This window comes from Deltaproteobacteria bacterium, assembly GCA_016874775.1.
In the GTDB taxonomy this organism is placed as follows: domain Bacteria; phylum Desulfobacterota; class Binatia; order Bin18; family Bin18; genus VGTJ01.
The window spans coordinates 1-18,282 of record VGTJ01000048.1; the positions used below are offsets into that span (position 1 = coordinate 1).

Sequence of the window (18,282 nt, forward strand, 5' to 3'; positions counted from 1 at the left end):
TCGTTGCATCGGTCTGGCCGTGAGAGTTTGGTGCGAACAACCACGCAGCAGCTCTTGCTGTCTCTCAACCTCGGGTGTCAAGCGGCTTTACCGGAAGCTCACGCTGTAATGGGACCAGTATATTTTTGAATATAGTCAAATCCAGATGGAATATCTTGGCATACGAACAGGATGCCTAAGAAGATGTTTATAGATTTCGCAGGGGCCGGCGCAAAGAACGAAACCGTGCTTCACCAGGCTCAGCACGAACAGGGGCTCTCATCCCTTTGTCAGTTCCGTTGCCGTTAACCCTACGTTTGTCGAAGGGCTTTTCAACTGCTTCTAAGGGGTCCGCTCACGACACGAGCGACTGGGCATTTTCCCAAAAGTAAGAACTTTTCACTGTTTCATTCTTATTCTTGCAAAAAAAGTTTGTCGCCCGCGATATGCACCTAAGCGTGAACGCAGGCAAACAGTAAAAAGATGGTTTCTCGAGATGTAGCAAGTGAGCACGCTCCCCTTGCTATTCACCATTCAGCGCTTTTCTTGTTTGTCCCACCAATCCGACCCCAGCGCCACACGCCGCACGGCATCGGTATCTGTGGGCTGATGGCCAACGCGCTGGGTCGGTGCCGGTGCTTCGACGACTCGATTAGAGAGTCGACCTACACCTGTGACCTCAACTTCGACAAGGTCACCAACATTCATCGGGCGCGAGTTGCGCGGTGTACCGGACATAATCACATCGCCAGGTAACAACGTGATATAGCGACAGAGATCGGCCAGGATGTAATCAATCGGAAAGATCATCTCACTGATCGCTCCTTCTTGGACGATCTTGCCGTTGACGTAGGTACGGAGCGTGGCCTTGCGAATATCAACACCGCTGACAATACCTGGACCGAGCGGGCAAAAGCCGTCCATCCCTTTTACACGCAGCATCGAACCGGCGTCGGTATCACGGAAGTCTTGACTGCCGGCATCATTACCAGGGGCAAAGCCTGCGATGTACGCCCAGGTATCTTCGCGGCTGATGTTGCGCATGGGTTTACCGATAATCACCGCTACCTCGCCCTCGTAGTTGAGATACTGCGTGCCTTGTGGCCGTACTAACGCGCCGCGGTGACTGTTCAGTGCGGTGGTCGGCTTCTGGAAATAGGTTGGCGTGTCGATCTGTGGCGCGCGGAATTCCAAGCGACGAGACTCATAATTCAAATGAATGCACAGAATCGTGGTCGGCTCGCATGGCGGCAGATACGAGACTTCGGTCTCCGCCAGTTGACGACCATCGCCCAGCAGTACGGCGTCGCCTTCGGATTGTACCCACTTCGGTTGTCCTTCGTGAAAAATCCTTCGCCACTCTGTGCGCGGTCCATCGAGAACGCTCATGATCATCCCTCCTTCTTGGTTTAGGCAAACGGGCCGGTTCCGCGCGCAAAGGAGAGTCTGTCTGCTCCTCCCCAGCGAACAGTATGGCATCGCATTGACGTGGTCCTGTTTTCTGATACACCCTAGCACAGTGAGGTGCTCCACTGGTAGTTATATCTATGAGTGGACCCGATCTGCAGAGTCACAAAACCAGAATGGAGGCACGCCTAATCAAATATACACGGCGGCCTCACAGTTGAAGAAAGGAGCGGCGCAGCATGGCGAACAGTATCATCAGAAAACCTATCATCTCCTCAGATTCTCACGTGATGGAGCCGCCGGACACATACACGGCCCGGATCGACAAGAAGTACAAGGACATTGCCCCACACGTAGTGTGGAATGACAACAGCGGAGATACCTACATCATTGACGGGATGAAGCAAACCATTCCCATGGGACTCGTCGCGGCGGCGGGCGTTTCCGCTGAAGGCCTGGCCACCTCAGCGCGGTTCGCGAAGTTTGCGGATCTCCATCGTGGCGGCTGGGACCCGCAAGCACGCATGGCCGATCAGGACCGCGACGGTGTGGCCGCCGAGGTCATTTATCCCAGCGTCGGGATGATCCTGTGCAACCATCCAGACGGTGACTACAAGAAGGCGTGCTTCGACGCCTACAATCTGTGGATCGCCGAGTATTGCAACGCCCACCCCGATCGGCTGTTAGGACTCGGTCAGACCGCGATGCGGACCCCTGAGGAAGGCATTAAGGACCTTGAGAAAATGAAGGCTATGGGCCTACGTGGTGTGATGATGCCCGGCTTTCCCATGCAGGAAGATTACGACAGCCCCATCTATGATGAGTTCTTCGAGGCCGCGATCTCGTTAAAAATGCCGCTCAGTTTCCACATTCTGACGTCGCGCGAAGGTATCGCTGTTGCTCCTCGTGGGCCGCGGATCAACTCCTTCCTGTCGATTATCCGTGGCAATCAGGACATCATGGGTCTCTTCATTTTTGGTGGGGTGTTCGAGCGGCATCCGAACCTCAGGATCGCGTGCGTCGAGGCAGACGCTGGATGGGTCCCGCATTTCATGTACCGTATGGACCACGCCTATGATCGTCATCGCTATTGGCTCACGACCAGTAAGTTGTCGAAGATGCCGAGCCAGTATTTCAGCGAGCATATCTATATGACCTTCCAGGATGATTGGGTCGCGTTCAGAAGCGCTGACATGTTGAATCCGCGCCGCCTGATGTGGGCCAATGACTTCCCGCACAGCGATTCAACCTGGCCTAATTCGCAGGCACTCCTCCGCGAACACTCGCAGTCCTTGACCGACGAGCAGAAGGACTGGGTTCTGCATGACAACGTCGCGGAGTTTTATGGCATGACGCTGTAAATCGTCTCACCAACCAACGCAGAAACGCCAACCGGGTGTTTCTGCGTGCGGTCCACCGCCCTTTCCCCCCACAGTAGTCAATAGTGTTCGGCGTTCGCTATGCACGTATGAAGAGGGGTCCTTAGTAGCCACGCAGTGACACTCGCCCCAGTTTGAGAAGCTTAGACTGAACAGGTCACCATGTCTTATGAGGTTTGACATTCAGATTCGGTAATCCTCGGCTGATAAAATCCCCCCTACCCCCCGTTACAAAGGGGGGAATCGGAACCGCCACCTTTGTAACGGGAGCCGCGCAGAGCGCGGGGGATTTCCGCGGCAAACTGGGCGATAAGCAGCATCACCGATTTTGCTCGTCAATTTTCATGCCGCGGCGTAGCTGTTCACCCTATACCCCGAAGATTATCACTCTCTGTGCGTTACTTTACTCGATTGGCAAGCGCGCGAAAATCATTGAGGAGCTGGGTGAGCCGGATGATTTCACTGGCGATATTCCGTACCGGGGCCATGATGCTTTCTTCTGGCGGTGTGGCGAGCACGTTCAGACGCCGCTGTAATAACTGCAGGGTCGTGGCGATGCTGTTGATCGGGTTGCCAACTTCGTGGGCAAAAGTCGCGGCAGTTGCCTCGATCGTCGCCAGCCGTTCATGTTCCTGCAAACGTTCCTCGGCCTGTTTCCGCACGGTGATGTTTTCGTGCGCAACCACGACTCGCAGAGGCCCAGCTCCGTGAAATCGGGTGATACGTCCGGTAAACCAGCGTTGTTCGTTGGCTGCGTGGCAGTCGTAGTCAAGCGAAAAGGTATCCTGCTCCCCGTGCATGACCGCGCGAAGGCCAGCAGCGAACTCTTTCGCGCTTTCCACACCTGCATTTGCCGCGGTATCACAGACTGCGAGATAGTTCGTCCCCTCGCCGAGCCCACTGGTCCCAGGAGCGTTGGCAAGAGCAAAGTCACGCCAGGCTTGATTGACGGTGATGATCGTACCGGTCTCGTCAAGAATGGCGATCGACGCACTCAGCGCGTCGACGGTCGCCCGCGCAAATCGTTCAGAGTCCTGTAGCGCCTGCTCCTTCCGCCTGTGTTCGGTGATGTCAGCAAAGGAGACCACGGCCGCAGCTGGCGTCTGCTCCTGATTGCAGCAAATCGCACGAGAGTTGATGGAGAGCCAGGTCCGCTCTGTCCCAGGTCTTTCAATCCCCATGATGACGCCAAAACACGGCTGGCCAGTCGCGAGCGTGAACCTCCCTGGATAAGCGGTGCGTACAAACGGGGCACCGTTCTCGTGTATCGTCCGCCATTGCGGGTCAAAGGGAAATTCGCCCCGTAGCTGCTCGGACGAGAGACCAAGGAGATGTTCCGCTCTTGCGTTCCAGGTCCGTACAACGCCGCGTCTGTCGAGGAATAATATACCCTCGGTCAATGCGTCGATCACCGCTCGATAGCGTTCTTCACTCTGGACGATCGCGGCAAAGTCATCGGAGTGAAGCGAGGGTGTGTCCGTCACATTGCTGGGCTGTGGCTGTGTAGTTTCCTTTTCTTTCATTTCTCCGCTCCACCGCTCAATCGATACTCACGCGATGAGGAAACGGCTGCAACATTTTCCACCATTTGCGGAAGTTGTAACAACCGCCGATGGCATTCTTTTGTATCCAAAAATAGTGCCGACATGCCTCGTCACCACAGCTGTAGCGCGGTTCCGTGTTCGCGAGCATGTCCTTTTGACTCAGTATTCGTGCAGGTAAGCACGCAGGAATAAGTTCTGCGGTCCGATCATGCTCTGTTGCGTCCCGTAGGGACGCCTAGCGATAGCCAGGCCATTCATGGCCTGGGGAACACCACGAACACCAGTCACAACTTAAGGAAAAATCCTTGTGTTTTAGGTGGAGCGCCGCGCGTATGGCTTCCTTCTCCCCCCGGGAGAAGGTCCTCATAAGGGTAGGTTTTTATCCAAGCCACAATTGGCGCGGATTTCCCCTCGTGAGGATCCGCCTGTTCGTCATGCCCGCGCAGGTGGGCATCCAGGAGCTTCACCCCTGAACGATTGCGTATTCTCCCTGGCTTCCCGCATTCGCGGGAATGACGTCTCGTCTTTTCTCAGCGTAAAAGCCTACCCCGAAAAGGGGAGAAGGTCAGGATGAGGGGACCAAGAGAAAACCCGCTATTGTTTATCCCCTGACCCTAGCCCTCTCCCTGAGCGAGAGGAAATTATGCTGCTGCTAACGGCTTAAGTTGTGACTGATGTGTTCAGTCCCCACCTTCGTAAAGCGTGCGAGGAGAGATTTCACTGGACGTGAGAAACCATACGCTGCCAGCCGCAGCGCGTGACCACGAGCATGCGTTGACCACCGAGTCCCTACCGCATAATCTCTGCCCTAATGATGCACTCTCCGGTGTCAGCTCTGTTCACGGACTTGTATGAACTGACCATGGCTGCGAGCTATTTTCAGCACCGTATGTTTGCCCCAGCGACATTCAGTGTGTTTGTTCGCTCTCTACCCAAGGGGCGCGGCTTTCTCGTTGCCGCAGGTCTTGAGGAGGTCCTTCATATCCTTGAAGGGTTTGCTTTTGCACCTGACGAAATCGATTTCTTGCGCAGCACTGGTCGCTTTCGGTCCGACTTTCTCGATTACCTGGCGACGTTGAGATTCACTGGCGAGGTGTACGCGCTGCCGGAGGGTTCATGCTGTTTCGCCCAAGAACCGGTGATGGAGATTACGGCACCGGTGATCGAAGCGCAGATAGTCGAAACCATTGTTCTCAATGCCCTGCATGTGCAAATGTTGATCGCGAGCAAAGCCGCTCGTTGCTATGCAGCAGCCAATGGTCGGAACCTGATTGATTTCTCGCTCCGTCGGACCCATGGGATCGATGCCGGACTCAAAGTCGCCCGTGCCAGGTGCTGCAGTATCTACGCCGCGATGGCAGAGCGAGAGCAACAGACGTGCGTGTCGCCGGGAAAGATAAGCCCTTGCAACGACTAGCCCTGTATGCCACGGTGGGGCATCTTTCACTGGGAGGGACGCTATGGGTCAGCTCAGGACCAGCGAGAACTACGTTACGGGGGTTACGGCGAACGTTTCGTCGGCCTACGTACCCTCGCTTCAACTTACAAAAGGGCAACCGCCCCCCATCGCAGCGAACGGCGGGTTATCGTACATGACGTTGGATCGCAACGGGGATGCGGGAACCACGGCAGCAACAGAAGCCGCGCTACGCCAGATTGCTGAGGGGGAAGGGCAAGCGGTGATCGACATGATCGAAAATACTCCTCCCGGCCCGATCAAGACCAAATGGGGTGTGGGTTTTCGCAGCTACGCAGAGTGCATGGACTATATACGGGCGAATAACATCACCGCCCCTCCAGGTGCAGTAGCACTGCCGATGCGCTACTCCGTCCACGAAGCACCATCGTACTCCATCGTCCCGTCCAATGCGCTGTGGCGGGACCCAGCGCGCGAAGCTGATGCCAAGGCGTTGCGCAAGGAAGAGCAAAACATCGGACGGCGCTGTCTCTATTTTCCGCACGTATTGCGCGACGCGCGACGCATCGCGGAGTACTACCCTGGGCTGTCGCCCTCCAGCGCCGCGTGTATGGACAAGCTAGGCCTGGCGCTGGCGCATTGTGAGTCCAAGTGCAAAAATTTTTATGACGCTGCAGAAGTGGAGCGCGTATTTTACCCGGAAATGGAAAAGCTGCTGTTGGAGTTTTTCCCCGGCGCGACCGATGCGCTGGTCTACAATCACGACGTGTTCGACAAGGACTACAAAGGCGATCGCACGGAAGACCAGGCCAACAAGAATCCAGGGGTGAACGCCAACTACGCCTACCTCGTGCACAATGATCTGAACGACAACAGCGGTCGCTTGCGCTGCCGTGAGTTGTTGACCAAGAACCTGCGTAACTTCGGGCGCGAAGTGCATTACACTGAGGCTGAGGCTGACGCGAAGATGTCGCGCCGCTTCATTTCCATCAACCTGGCCAAGCCGATGGATACCATACGCCAGAATCCCTTCGTGTTGTGTGCCTGGCCGTCGTTTGCCGACCAGCCATACATCACCAACTACCGCGTCTACGACGACCGCGTCGGCGAGACCACGCGCTTCACCTATCGTGCCAACCACGAGTGGTACTGGATTCCTCAGCAGCAGCCCACTGAGGTGTCCATGTTGAAATGCTATGATTCTGTCACTGACGGTTCGGTCTCTCGCTGGTCTTTCCACGCAGCAACCATTGACCCAACCACGCCAGCGGACGCGCCCTGCCGCAAGAACGTCGTGGTCCGCTCCTTTGTCTTTTTCTAAACTGCCGCGCAGACGCAGCGGAGCGCATCAGTCCGCTGCGTCTATCCGCCCGCTTATTTTCCCGAGCGTTGCTTACTGCGCACAAAGTAGTTGACAGTGTGTTGCTACACTACCTACTCCTGCTCTGGGCGCGGATTAGACAGGCTCAACGGGGCCTATCACCATCTCGATGTCTTACCGAAAGGACGCGATGAAGTCGGACTCTCGGACACCCAAGAGTGGATCAAACACCACGATAAGTATTAGCACGAGAGAGGCGAGAAAGGGCGTCTAAACCGGATCACCATTGGTACGTTTTTGCTAGGGAACCGAGAGGCCGTAGCGTGCGCCATGGGCACGAAATTCCTTACGTGCCGGAAGATCGTGCGCACAGCGCACGCTACCCCAACTGCGCCAATGTCTCGAGGTTTAATTGAGCGTGCGTTGTCTCCTCATGCCTCTTGACCTACTCGATGATGAGGCCTTTGCAATCGCCCTGCTCACGCCAACGGGCAAGCATCTTGAAGAACGAGGGCGCCCCCTGCGGATACTGCGTCCCGACGAAGCCGATACCAGTGTTTTTCCCTTCGCCATTGTAATAGCCAGGGGTACAGGCATTTTGGTACTCGGTCAGGGCGTTGGGTTTCGACATCAACTCGATCCACTCTGCCACAGCCTCAGGCGTCGGTTCGATGGTCTTCGCCTGACGGGCGTCGACCGTCGCGATGAGCTGCGCAATATGCTGCGCCTGCCCTTCGATTAAGTAGGTAAAGTTGGGAGCCAAACCCGTTTGGGTCAAGCCCATGTGGAAACAATTCGGGAAGTCACAACTCAGGAACCCATGATAGGTGCGCATCCCTCCGGCCCAGGCATCGCTGAGCCGTAGACCATCGCGACCGTAGAGCTCGAACTCCGCCCGCCGGGTATACGCGGTGCCAACCTCGAAGCCGGTCGCGAAAATCAAACAGTCAACTTCATACTCCACGCCATTCACGACAACACCGTGTTCGGTCACCCGATCCACACCATTGCCTTTTGTATCTACGAGTTTGACGGTAGGGCGATTGAAGGTCGGGAGATAGTCATCGTTGAACGTAGGGCGTTTGCACCATTGCCCATACCACGGCTGGAGCGCCTCTGCGGTTCGTGGGTCGGTGACGATCGTCGAGACCCGCGCGCGAATCTCGTTCATCTGCTGAAAGTCAGCGATCTCCGCCAGTTGCGTCCGCTCGTCTTCGGTAAGGTCAGCGTTGTTCCTGCGCGAAAACAGCCGCGTGAGCTTCTTGAAGAGGCTCGTCCAGCCATCGTTGACAAGATCTTCGTCAACTGGCCGCCCGGCCATAAGCGTACAGAAATTGTTGTTGCGGTGGGCCTGCCAACCGGGCGTGAGAGTCTTGACCCATTCAGGGTCAGTCGGCATGTTGCCCCGCTTATCCACGGAAGAGGGCGTCCGTTGGAACACGTACAGTTGTTTGGCATGTTTACCAAGATGAGGGACGCATTGGATGGCCGTTGCGCCAGTGCCAACAATCGCCACCCGTTTGTCGTGCAGTTTGTGTAAATTCCCGGCGCTATCGCCGCCGGTATAGTGGTAGTCCCAGCGACTGGTGTGAAAGGTATGTCCCTTGAACTTCTCGATACCTGCAATGGCTGGTAACTTGGGACGGTTTAGCGGACCACTACACATGATCACAAAACGTGCGTTGAATACATCGTCGCGATCCGTCGTGACTGTCCACCGCGTTGTCTCTTCATTCCAGCGTGCTTCTCTAATTTGCGTCTGAAAGCAGGCACGGTCGTAGAGCTTGAAATGGCGACCGATGCGCTGGGCATGGGCAAGAATCTCCGGCGCAAAGGAGTACTTCTCCTTGGGCATATAACCGGTCTCTTCTAACAACGGCAGGTAAACATAGGATTCGACGTCGCACTGCGCTCCTGGATAGCGATTCCAATACCAGGTGCCACCAAAATCTCCGGCTTTCTCGATGATGCGAATATTGGTTACGCCGATTTCTTGCAACCGTGCGGCGGCCAGCAAACCACCAAAGCCACCGCCAATGATCAGGACATCAAGCTCTTCGTGCAGGGCGGGGCGAGTGAAGCCTGGTTCCACATACGGGTCGACATTGTAATGCGCGAACTGGCCAATAATTTCTTGATACTGATTGTTGCCATCTTCTCGCAGACGCTTGCTCCGTTCGGCAGCGTAGCGTCGGCGCAGCTCTTCGGGATCAAAGCCAAGCTCTTCAATCGTCGGCATACGGGCTGGGGTCGTGTGGACAGCAGTCTCACTCATTGTTTAGTCTCCTTCGTATGAATTACACACAGTCGATGTCTACATTAGATTGATTTAGTGACGCACAGGCATTTGCACGAGAGGTGCATGTGGGTCGTCTTGAGCGTAGGCTTGCAATTGACCTTGCAAGTCGGCGAGCCATTGTTGCGCAGTCTCCTCATCCAATTCCCCTGCCGCTTGTCGGCGTTCCACTTCATCCAGAAAGTACTCAAAGAAGGTTTTCATGACTGTCTCTCCTTACTGTGTAGTAGCAGAAAATGTCGCCAGAGCCCAGACGCATGCACGGCGAAAGGCTTGAGGGAGCTATCGGAGCATAGTTCGGTGGTGTTAGCCGCCTTCTCGCTGCGTAGGCACGCCTATCCGGGGAGTCATGCTTCGGTTATGTTCGCTCCCTCACCAAAGAGGGAGTACGTGCCAATGAGGCCCAAGCAAACGCATAAGCGCTGTCTGCGCGCGGCAACTGTATTGATGATGAGTACGGTGTTCGCGCTTATTGCCGCAAAGTGTACTCACGCGGCTGACTGGCCCATGAGCAATGGCGATCCGCTGAACAGTCGCCACCAGCCTCTGGAGACGACTCTCAGTCCAGCGAATGTCAGTCGCCTTGCACCTGTCCATACCTTGAGCACTACCGGTGACAACTGGGAGACACCCACCATCGTTGGCGACGCAATCTATGTCCCCGATGCTGGCGGCAAGCTGTGGAAGTTCGATCGTCAGTCTGGTGCCGTACGCTGGTCTCACGCCGCGTCTGAATACAATGGGGTCGCGGACTCAGCGATACGGACCAGTGTCGTGGTCACCGATCGGTTAGTGATCTTCGGCGATCGCAGTGGCGCACACATGATTGCCATCGATGCCGAGACCGGAGAGCGACGATGGATCACACGACTCGATGAACATCCTTCGGCGCAGGTGACAGGGTCACCGATCGTCGTGGGTGAGCGGGTGTACGTTGGTGTCTCGTCAAACGAAGGCATGAAGTTTCTCAAGGATCGCAAAGCGCGATCGAATTTCCGTGGTAGCCTGGTGGCACTCGATGTGAAGTCGGGAAAGATCGTATGGAGAACCTGGACCATGCCCGACAACGGCGGCAAGCTGGATAGCTGGAGTGGCGGAGCAATTATTAGCGTCCCCGGCGCCAACGTCGCGACGGGACTTGTGTACTTCGGTACCGATCATCAGTACTCACAGCCTGAGTCGGTTACACGTTGCCTCATGGCGGCTGCCGATGACTGGAACCCTGATTGTTATCCTGCCGATGCCCGCTTCAACGCCATCACTGCAGTAGACCTGGCCACTGGCACGCCACGCTGGACGTTCTTTGGATCAGGAGTCAAGGTGTGGGAAATGGTCTGTGGTGAACTACCACGCGTGACATGCCCGTTTCCGCTACACACTATTGGCCGTGCTGCAGCTGTCCGGGTCTGCCCTCCGCCAGGTGACTTTCTCAATTGGGCATTTGCCGCTGGTTCGCCCCAGATCTACACAGCTACTATTGGCGGCCGCACGCGTGACGTTGTCGGCATCGCACAGAAGAGTGGCGTGTAGTGGGCGTTCGATGGTGAGACCGGTGAGGTGCTGTGGCACACGCTCGTCGGCCCCTGGTCCGAGCCTGGTGGTCTGACGTGGGGTGCAGCGTATGATGGGCAACGTCTCTACGTGACACTGACCAATCTGGAGCATGTGCCACACCGTTTGACCTCGGGAACCGTTGTCACCGGAGGGTCATGGGCTGCCCTCGATCCGGCCACCGGCAAGATCCTGTGGCAAGTGGGTGACCCACAGAACGCTGCCGCGTATGCGGCACCCGTAGTTGCCAATGGTGTTGTGTACGTCGGGTCGATGGCGCCGACAGGTAACCAAATGTACGCGCTTAATGCAGCGACCGGTGAGATTTTGTGGCGGTTTGCCGCCGGTGGGTCAGTTGGCACCCATCCCGCGGTCGCCTATGGACGCGTCTACTGGGGCTCCGGCTTTGGCATGTTCGGCGGCGTGAACAATAACAAATTGTATGTATTCGCGCTCGATGGAAAGTAACCGCTTACAAGAAACATGCATTGGCATAGAAATGAACCCAAGACAAACCTCCCTTCGACAAGCTAGAGGTGATATGTCACAGTTGCATCTTGCACAAAGAAAGGATGACTCCCATGACAACATCGACTGGTAATCTCAGCGAACAGCCTCTGTTGCCTGGCCGCCTTAGCAGTCCCGACCGGGTTTTGCGGACCGATCCACGAGCTGATCCGCGTCTCATTGCTGCCTGCGCGCCCTTCGGTTTGGACGGTGCCCCACCGCCCGCGCCAGTAGACGTCAACTCATCAATGCAAGCCAAACTCGACTACGTCGCAGCCAATGAGGCCGGCATGGACGCCGTATTCTCGGCGTTGTTTGCCAACCTCCTGCCAATCACAAATGTAGGGCGACGCACTGAGGTCATAAAAGGTGTAGACGGCAACGACATCAGCTTGTATATCCACACGCCCAAGAACGCCGCTGGACCACTGCCCTGCGTGTATCACATTCACGGCGGCGGCATGGTGCTGCTGGCTGCTGCCGATGCGACCTACGTGCGCTGGCGCGATGAGCTTGCAGCACAGGGCATGGTGGTTGTTGGCGTCGAATTTCGTAATGGCGGGGGCAGACTAGGTAATCACCCCTTCCCTGCCGGTTTGAATGACTGCATGAGCGGCCTGCAGTGGACGTTCGATCACAAGGCTTCCTTGAAAATCTCGAAGATCGTGGTGTCCGGTGAGTCGGGCGGCGGGAACCTGACCCTAGCCGTCTCATTGAAAGCCAAGAAGGATGGCAAGCTTGCGCAGATTAATGGCGTGTATGCCTTATGTCCCTATATTTATGGTGCGTGGGCACAAAAGGGCAAAGACTTGCCGTCTCTGTATGAAAACGATGGCTATCTGATCGCCTGCGATCAGATGGGGGTGTTGGCCTCTGTCTATGATCCTGAGCAGAAGAACGGCACCAACCCGCTGTGCTGGCCGTATCATGCGACACGAGACGACCTGCAAGGGCTGCCCCCACACGTCGTCTCGGTGAATGAGCTCGATCCCTTACGAGATGAGGGTTTGAAATATTACCAGAAGCTCATGGCCGCCGGAGTTCGCGTGTACAGCCGGACGGTCAACGGTACGTGTCATGCCGCTGACGTCCTGTTCCGCCAGGCACTGCCTGACGTCTATGCAGCGACCCAACGCGACATCAAGGGCTTTGCCGATTCGTTATAACGGACAGAGAGTGATTATCACTGTCTGTTCATCTACGCATGGTGTCGAATCTGTATCAAGGCATTCCTGATCAGGTTCGACACGCAAGATCTATCACCTATCATTTCCGCCGAGCGTGCGGACGCTCTTTCCGTTGACGTCTACCGTGCCTGTGGTGTATGAGGCCCACGAGAGGATCATCACAAACACTATCGCCACGAGGGAGACGCTATGAAAGCCGCACGATTGCATACCTTCGATGAAACGCTGAAACGCGATCAATTGCTGCAACTGGAGGAACTACCCAATCCGACGATTCAGGAACCCGACGATGTCATTGTGCGGGTGGGTGGTGCCGGGCTGTGTCGCACGGATTTGCATATCGTCGAAGGAATATGGCGCGCCAAAGTCGACCGCTCGCTCCCCTATATTCTCGGCCACGAGAATGCTGGCTGGGTCCATGAAGCCGGTCCGAGTGTAAAGACCGTCAAAGCAGGCGACCCTGTGATCGTGCATCCTTTGATCACTGATGGAACCTGCTCTGCCTGTCGGCGGGGCGAAGATATGCATTGCCAGAACAGCGCGTTTCCCGGCATCAGTCACGACGGTGGCTTTGCCCAGTTCCTGCATACGAAAGAGCGGTCGCTGATTAAACTCCCGGCCAATCTGGAACCCAAATCGGTGGCTCCGTACGCCGATGCTGGGCTCACGGCGTACCGGGCCGCCCGCAAGGCAGCTGACATCTTGAAGCCCGGCATGACAGCGGCCATCATTGGCTTTGGTGGCCTGGGACATATTGCGGCGCAAGTGCTGCGGGCGTTGTGCGCTGGCACCATTATCATTGTCGATAGCTCGCAACAGGCATTGAAGCTCGCCACCGATATGGGGTTTCAGTACCAGGTGTTAGGTGGACCTGGGGCAGTGGATGATGTGCGTCGTCTCACTGATGGTGGCGCAGATGCGGTGATCGACTTTGTCGGTGAGAAAGGAACGCCAGACCAGGGCATGGCCATGTTACGGCGCGGTGGCACCTATTATGTCGTGGGCTATGGTGGCGTCGTACAGGTTCCAGCCATCGACATGATTTTTAGCGAGTTCAGTGTCGTGGGCACGCTCGTCGGTAACTACTCGGAACTGTCGGCATTGATGACGCTGGCTGCGCAAGGGCACGTCAAACTGGCGACGCGTGAGTATCGTCTCGCCCAAGTGAACGAAGCGATGCATGACCTGATCGCTGGACGGCTGCCAGGGCGTGGGGTGTTGATTCCATAGTCCCATTGCGGACCAGACCTGAGGGCCGCATATGTAGCACTCACTAGTAGTCCGTTACGGGCTATGGAGTGGCCACGCCCAGGGCGCAAATTGTATTTCAATCGTTAAAGGAGGGATTCTCATGATCTATGAATGGCGAACGTACGAAGCAACGTCAGGCAAGTTCGCAGCCTTGCACACCCATCTCAAAGTTGCGGCGGCCTTGTTTGAAAAACATGGGCTCAATACGCTCGGTTTCTGGACGGAAGAAATTGGCACCGCCTTCCAGATCTCGTACATGTGGATGTACGAAGACATAGACGAGCGTCAGAAGAAGCTCGGGGCATTCGCAGCCGACGAGGCTTGGAAACAGCAGGTTGCAAAGGAAACCGAGAAGGAAGGACCCGTTGTCGCGCGCATTCACAACACGATGCTGCAACGCACGCCGTACTCACCGGAACCGAAAATTACCACCAACGTTCAGGAGTGGCGCATTTACGATGCGATGCCGGGAAAACTCCCAGACCTCAACAACCGCTTCGCCAACCACACGTTGAAGCTCTTTGCCAAGCATGGCATCACGAGTATCGGCTACTGGACTGAAATGTTCGGTACCAGCAACCGGCTGGTGTATATGCTGGGCTATGCGAATCTTGGAGAGCGAGAAAAGAGCTGGGCTGCGTTCCAGGCTGATCCAGAGTGGCAGCAGGCGCGCGCAGCGTCTGAGAAGAATGGCCCGCTGGTGGCGAGGGTGAGTAGTTGTATTCTGCGTCCAACGGCATTTTCACCTAAAGGGTAAGCTCCAGCGTGGCGGAGAGGCCATGCTGGGAACGCATCGCTCCGCAGTGTACTGCGGAGCGCCATCAGCTTCTGGCGGTGATTCACAGATGGCATAATCACTCACCTGGGGGAAGACATCTTTCGCAAGTTTGCTATGCTCCCGCAGTGTAACCGACCCTGGGGAGGGAGCCTCAATGTCAGGAAAAGACGCATTGGACCCACGCGCGTTGCCGCTGTTCGGCATGCAGAGAACGTTCGTCTCCGAAGTCGCACCGGCTCAAGAACATAGCGGACCGTCGTGGTGGTTCGCCTTTCATCGTAACCGACTGTTAGTTGAGATCGCGGATAACGTCTTGCGCGTGCCCCTGCGCGAGCGGGTCGAAGAGTTAGGGGTAACAATCGTCCAGCGCCACTACCTGGGTCGCTACGATGGCATCCCGTGTCATGCGGTGGATCTGGCTGACGAATCCATCCCTGAAGGGATGGACTTCAAAGACCTGCGACAAGTCTACGGCCTGCTAGAGGAGGATTTGTTCGTCCTCGGGGGCCGCGCAGTGCAGATTGTCGAGTGGGACCGGACCCACCAGTATTGTGGCCGTTGTGGCAATCCGACGCAGACCAAAGAGAAAGAGCGAGCCAAAGTTTGCCCGCGATGTGGGCTGATGAACTTTCCACGCTTGTCGCCAGCGATCATTGTCGCCGTCGAACGTGGCAATGAAATCTTGCTGGCCCGTTCTGCCCATTTTCCCAAGGGGATGTTCAGCGTCCTGGCTGGTTTTGTCGAACCAGGCGAGACCATAGAGGAGTGTGTGGTACGCGAGGTCAAGGAAGAGGTCGGCATTACCGTCGGCAACCCGCGCTATTTCGGTAGTCAACCCTGGCCGTTTCCGAATTCACTCATGTTGGGCTTTACCGCAGAGTATGTGGAAGGGGATCTGGAACTTGACCCTACTGAAATTGCCGAAGCCGGGTGGTTTCGTGCCGACGCCCTGCCCTCTGTCCCTGGTCGCATTAGCATCGCCGGGCGGATGATCAGGTGGTTTCAGGACAAGTCGCGTTTGCCCCGCTAACGCAGTCACAGTCTTATACGACTCCCCCTACGAGAGCGCTCGACCTCTTGGAACGCGGAGCGTAGCGTTACCAGTTCATTTGCGAGAGCGGTGAACTGAGCACTCTTGACGAGGGGAACGTCATGTCGTCACCGTCCCAACAGTCACTGCCGAACGATAAGATACAATCTGTGAGTTCGGACTTATCATCACCGCAGCCGGGTCCCGCTGTCGGTGGACCCTATGCCTACTATGTGTTGGCAGTGTTGTTCGTGGTCTACATCTTTAATTTCATCGATCGCCAGATTCTCGCGATCCTGCTCGAACCGATCAAGCAAGATCTCAAGGTTTCCGACACAGCCTTAGGGTTCCTCACCGGTTTCGCTTTTGCGGTGTTCTATACGTTCGCGGGGTTGCCGCTCGCGCGCATTGCCGATCGCTGGGTGCGGCGCAGCCTCATCGCCATCAGCCTGGCAACCTGGAGTTTAATGACCGCAGTGTCAGGACTGTCGCGCAATTTCACCGACCTCGCCCTCGCTCGCATTGGCGTTGGCATCGGCGAGGCAGGAGCATCGCCACCAGCACATTCGTTGCTCTCGGATTACTTCCCGCCGGAAAAACGCGCAACCGTGATTGCCATCTATGCCAGCGGCATCTACGTCGGCGTCGGCATCGGCTTCTGGTTGGGTGGGTGGATCAATGACGCCTATGGCTGGCGAATGGCGTTCTTCGTTGTTGGCTTACCCGGCCTTCTCCTGGCACTGCTGGTACGTTTCACCATTCGTGAACCACTGAGAGGCATGAGCGAACACGCAGTGACTTCGACGCAACAGTATACGATCGCAGACGCCTGGCGTTTCTTTGCCTCCCTACCGACCGGGCGTCGACTGGCGCTGGCTGCTGGTTTCCATGCCTTTGTCAGTTACGGACTTGGGGCGTGGATCCCGGCGTTCTTCGTGCGCCTACACCACATGACCCCCGGTGAACTCGGCAATTGGTTATCGTGGATCACCGCCCTGGGTGGCGGTGGTGGAACCTTCTTCGGCGGATGGTTGGCGGATCGTTGGGTACACCGCGAGCCACGGGCCCGGATGTATATCGGTCTCATCGGTGTAACGCTAGCGATCCCTACAGTCGCCGCTGCGCTATTGCTGGAAAATACGCGCTGGGCACTGTTGATGTATCTACCCGCTAGTGTCTGTAGCACGATTTGGATCGGACCGGCATTCGCCACCGCGCAGGACCTGGTGCCTCCGACGATGCGAGCAATGGCCTCGGCGGTCTTCCTCTTCATTACCACGATGATCGGCATGGGGTTGGGACCGCAAACCGTGGGCATCATGAATGATCTGATCGGCACACCGGACGCGATTCGCTACTCACTGCTGGGTGCCTCGACCGTTATGAACGTCATTTCGGCGGTGTTCTTCTGGCTGGCAGCTCAATCGTTGGTTGCCGACCTTGAAGCAAAGAAACGCTTGTAATCTCCTCTCGCACAGTGCATACGACCGGCCGGCTGAGGCTTTGCGGGAGCGGCTTTGCCGCCAATCGCGTAGCCAACGGCGGCGATTGATCGCCGGGCTCAGCTGTGGTGATGATGAGAGGAAAAAGGGAGGACCACATCATGGCTGAGGAAACGATTGTCTTTGCTCAAGGGATCGACATGCCACCGGACATTCTCGCTTTGGTCGAGCAGATGAAGCCGGCGGGCTTTCGCCTTCACAGACTACCACCTAGTGCCAGTGCAGAAGATACGGCAGGAGCAATGCGCGAGGCTGAGTATCTCTTCGGGTTTCCCCGCACTCTGCCAGATTCCGCGTATACTGAGGCGCGACGCCTCAAACTCTTCCAGGTCATCAGTGCTGGCTACGATTACGTCAACATCGAAGGCGCACGGAAAGCACGCATTCCCGTTTGCTCGAACGGGGGAGCCAATTCGGTCGCTGTCGCTGAACACGCAGTGATGTTGATGCTCGCAGTCTACCGCAAGCTGGTCGCTTTTCACCAGAATGTTGCGGCAGGCAAATGGCATCAGGGACTCCCGCGTACCGTGCATATCTACGAGATGGAGAGGAAAACTGTTGGGCTGGTGGGCTTGGGCAACATCGGCGCACAGGTCGCCAAACGCGTCAAAGCCTTCGATGCCCAGGTGATCTATTACGATGCCATTCGTCGCAGTCCACAGGAGGAAACACAGCTAGGTGTCCAATATGTTCCACTCGAATCACTGCTTGCGCGCTCCGATATCGTCAGCTTACACGTCCCGCTCAACGACAGTACCCGTCACATGATCAACGCCCAGACCTTCGCCCGCATGAAACCGACGGCGATCTTGGTGAACACCTGCCGCGGCGAAGTCGTGGATGAAGAGGCACTGATCACCGCCCTACGCAACGGCACGATCCTCGCTGCCGGTCTTGATACCGTCGCCAAAGAGCCACCAGACCCAGCGAATCCCCTGCTACAGTTACCAAACGTGACCCTCACACCACATAGCGCGGGGCCGACCGTGGACAGCTATCACAAACGGTTCCGCAACGGCTACGCCAATATTGAGCGCGTTGCTCACGGACAAGCGCCGCTGTGGATTATTCCAGAGATGCGCGATGTGTTTCCACAAGCTTGACACTCTTGCAGCCTTAGCAGGATAATCCCC

15 protein-coding genes are annotated in these 18,282 nt (G+C 56.5%); 12 read left to right on the forward strand and 3 right to left on the reverse strand.

Annotated elements, in window-relative coordinates; genetic code table 11:
• Nucleotides 1–513 precede the first annotated feature (513 nt).
• Nucleotides 514–1,374 carry an FAA hydrolase family protein gene (locus tag FJ147_10310; protein ID MBM4256278.1) on the reverse strand — a complete coding sequence of 287 codons (861 nt, stop codon included), beginning with the start codon at nt 1,372–1,374 and terminating at the stop codon, nt 514–516.
• Nucleotides 1,375–1,625: 251 nt separating this feature from the next.
• Between FJ147_10310 and FJ147_10315 the strand changes: the two genes are divergently transcribed.
• Nucleotides 1,626–2,747 carry an amidohydrolase gene (locus FJ147_10315; protein MBM4256279.1) on the forward strand — a complete coding sequence of 374 codons (1,122 nt, stop codon included), beginning with the start codon at nt 1,626–1,628 and terminating at the stop codon, nt 2,745–2,747.
• A gap of 416 nt (nt 2,748–3,163) precedes the next feature.
• Here FJ147_10315 and FJ147_10320 read toward each other — a convergent pair whose 3' ends face one another.
• Entirely contained in the window at nt 3,164–4,288 is a 1,125-nt protein-coding gene (locus FJ147_10320; protein ID MBM4256280.1) for a PAS domain S-box protein, read from the reverse strand.
• An 883-nt stretch (nt 4,289–5,171) separates the two neighbouring features.
• Between FJ147_10320 and FJ147_10325 the strand changes: the two genes are divergently transcribed.
• The 3 genes from FJ147_10325 (at nt 5,172) to FJ147_10335 (ending at nt 7,293) form a co-directional block, all read left to right on the forward strand.
• Entirely contained in the window at nt 5,172–5,726 is a 555-nt protein-coding gene (locus tag FJ147_10325; GenBank protein MBM4256281.1) for a hypothetical protein, read from the forward strand.
• A 43-nt stretch (nt 5,727–5,769) separates the two neighbouring features.
• Complete coding sequence (locus FJ147_10330) at nt 5,770–7,047, forward strand: hypothetical protein (protein ID MBM4256282.1); 1,278 nt, start codon at nt 5,770–5,772, stop codon at nt 7,045–7,047.
• Nucleotides 7,048–7,137: 90 nt separating this feature from the next.
• Nucleotides 7,138–7,293 (forward strand): DUF899 domain-containing protein, encoded by a 156-nt coding sequence (locus tag FJ147_10335; GenBank protein ID MBM4256283.1) that lies wholly within the window; start codon nt 7,138–7,140, stop codon nt 7,291–7,293.
• 199 nt (nt 7,294–7,492) lie between these two features.
• On the opposite strand, the gene FJ147_10340 is transcribed toward FJ147_10335, so the two are convergent.
• Nucleotides 7,493–9,286, reverse strand: coding sequence for an NAD(P)/FAD-dependent oxidoreductase (locus tag FJ147_10340; GenBank protein ID MBM4256284.1), 1,794 nt, complete (start codon nt 9,284–9,286; stop codon nt 7,493–7,495).
• Nucleotides 9,287–9,409: 123 nt separating this feature from the next.
• On the opposite strand from FJ147_10340, the gene FJ147_10345 reads away from it, so the two are divergent.
• The 8 genes from FJ147_10345 (at nt 9,410) to FJ147_10380 (ending at nt 18,252) form a co-directional block, all read left to right on the forward strand.
• Complete coding sequence (locus FJ147_10345) at nt 9,410–10,873, forward strand: hypothetical protein (protein MBM4256285.1); 1,464 nt, start codon at nt 9,410–9,412, stop codon at nt 10,871–10,873.
• 27 nt (nt 10,874–10,900) lie between these two features.
• Nucleotides 10,901–11,362 carry a hypothetical protein gene (locus FJ147_10350; protein ID MBM4256286.1) on the forward strand — a complete coding sequence of 154 codons (462 nt, stop codon included), beginning with the start codon at nt 10,901–10,903 and terminating at the stop codon, nt 11,360–11,362.
• Between the two features lie 149 nt (nt 11,363–11,511).
• The gene (locus FJ147_10355) at nt 11,512–12,567 is read left to right on the forward strand and encodes an alpha/beta hydrolase (GenBank protein MBM4256287.1); all 1,056 of its coding nucleotides are present in this window, start codon (nt 11,512–11,514) and stop codon (nt 12,565–12,567) included.
• Nucleotides 12,568–12,777: 210 nt separating this feature from the next.
• Complete coding sequence (locus FJ147_10360) at nt 12,778–13,818, forward strand: NAD(P)-dependent alcohol dehydrogenase (protein ID MBM4256288.1); 1,041 nt, start codon at nt 12,778–12,780, stop codon at nt 13,816–13,818.
• 121 nt (nt 13,819–13,939) lie between these two features.
• The gene (locus tag FJ147_10365) at nt 13,940–14,596 is read left to right on the forward strand and encodes an NIPSNAP family protein (GenBank protein ID MBM4256289.1); all 657 of its coding nucleotides are present in this window, start codon (nt 13,940–13,942) and stop codon (nt 14,594–14,596) included.
• Nucleotides 14,597–14,819: 223 nt separating this feature from the next.
• Nucleotides 14,820–15,647 carry an NAD(+) diphosphatase gene (gene nudC / locus FJ147_10370; GenBank protein MBM4256290.1) on the forward strand — a complete coding sequence of 276 codons (828 nt, stop codon included), beginning with the start codon at nt 14,820–14,822 and terminating at the stop codon, nt 15,645–15,647.
• A gap of 122 nt (nt 15,648–15,769) precedes the next feature.
• The gene (locus FJ147_10375) at nt 15,770–17,110 is read left to right on the forward strand and encodes an MFS transporter (GenBank protein ID MBM4256291.1); all 1,341 of its coding nucleotides are present in this window, start codon (nt 15,770–15,772) and stop codon (nt 17,108–17,110) included.
• A 110-nt stretch (nt 17,111–17,220) separates the two neighbouring features.
• A complete protein-coding gene (locus FJ147_10380) occupies nt 17,221–18,252 on the forward strand; it encodes a lactate dehydrogenase (GenBank protein MBM4256292.1) in 1,032 nt (343 codons plus the stop codon).
• Nucleotides 18,253–18,282 lie beyond the last annotated feature (30 nt).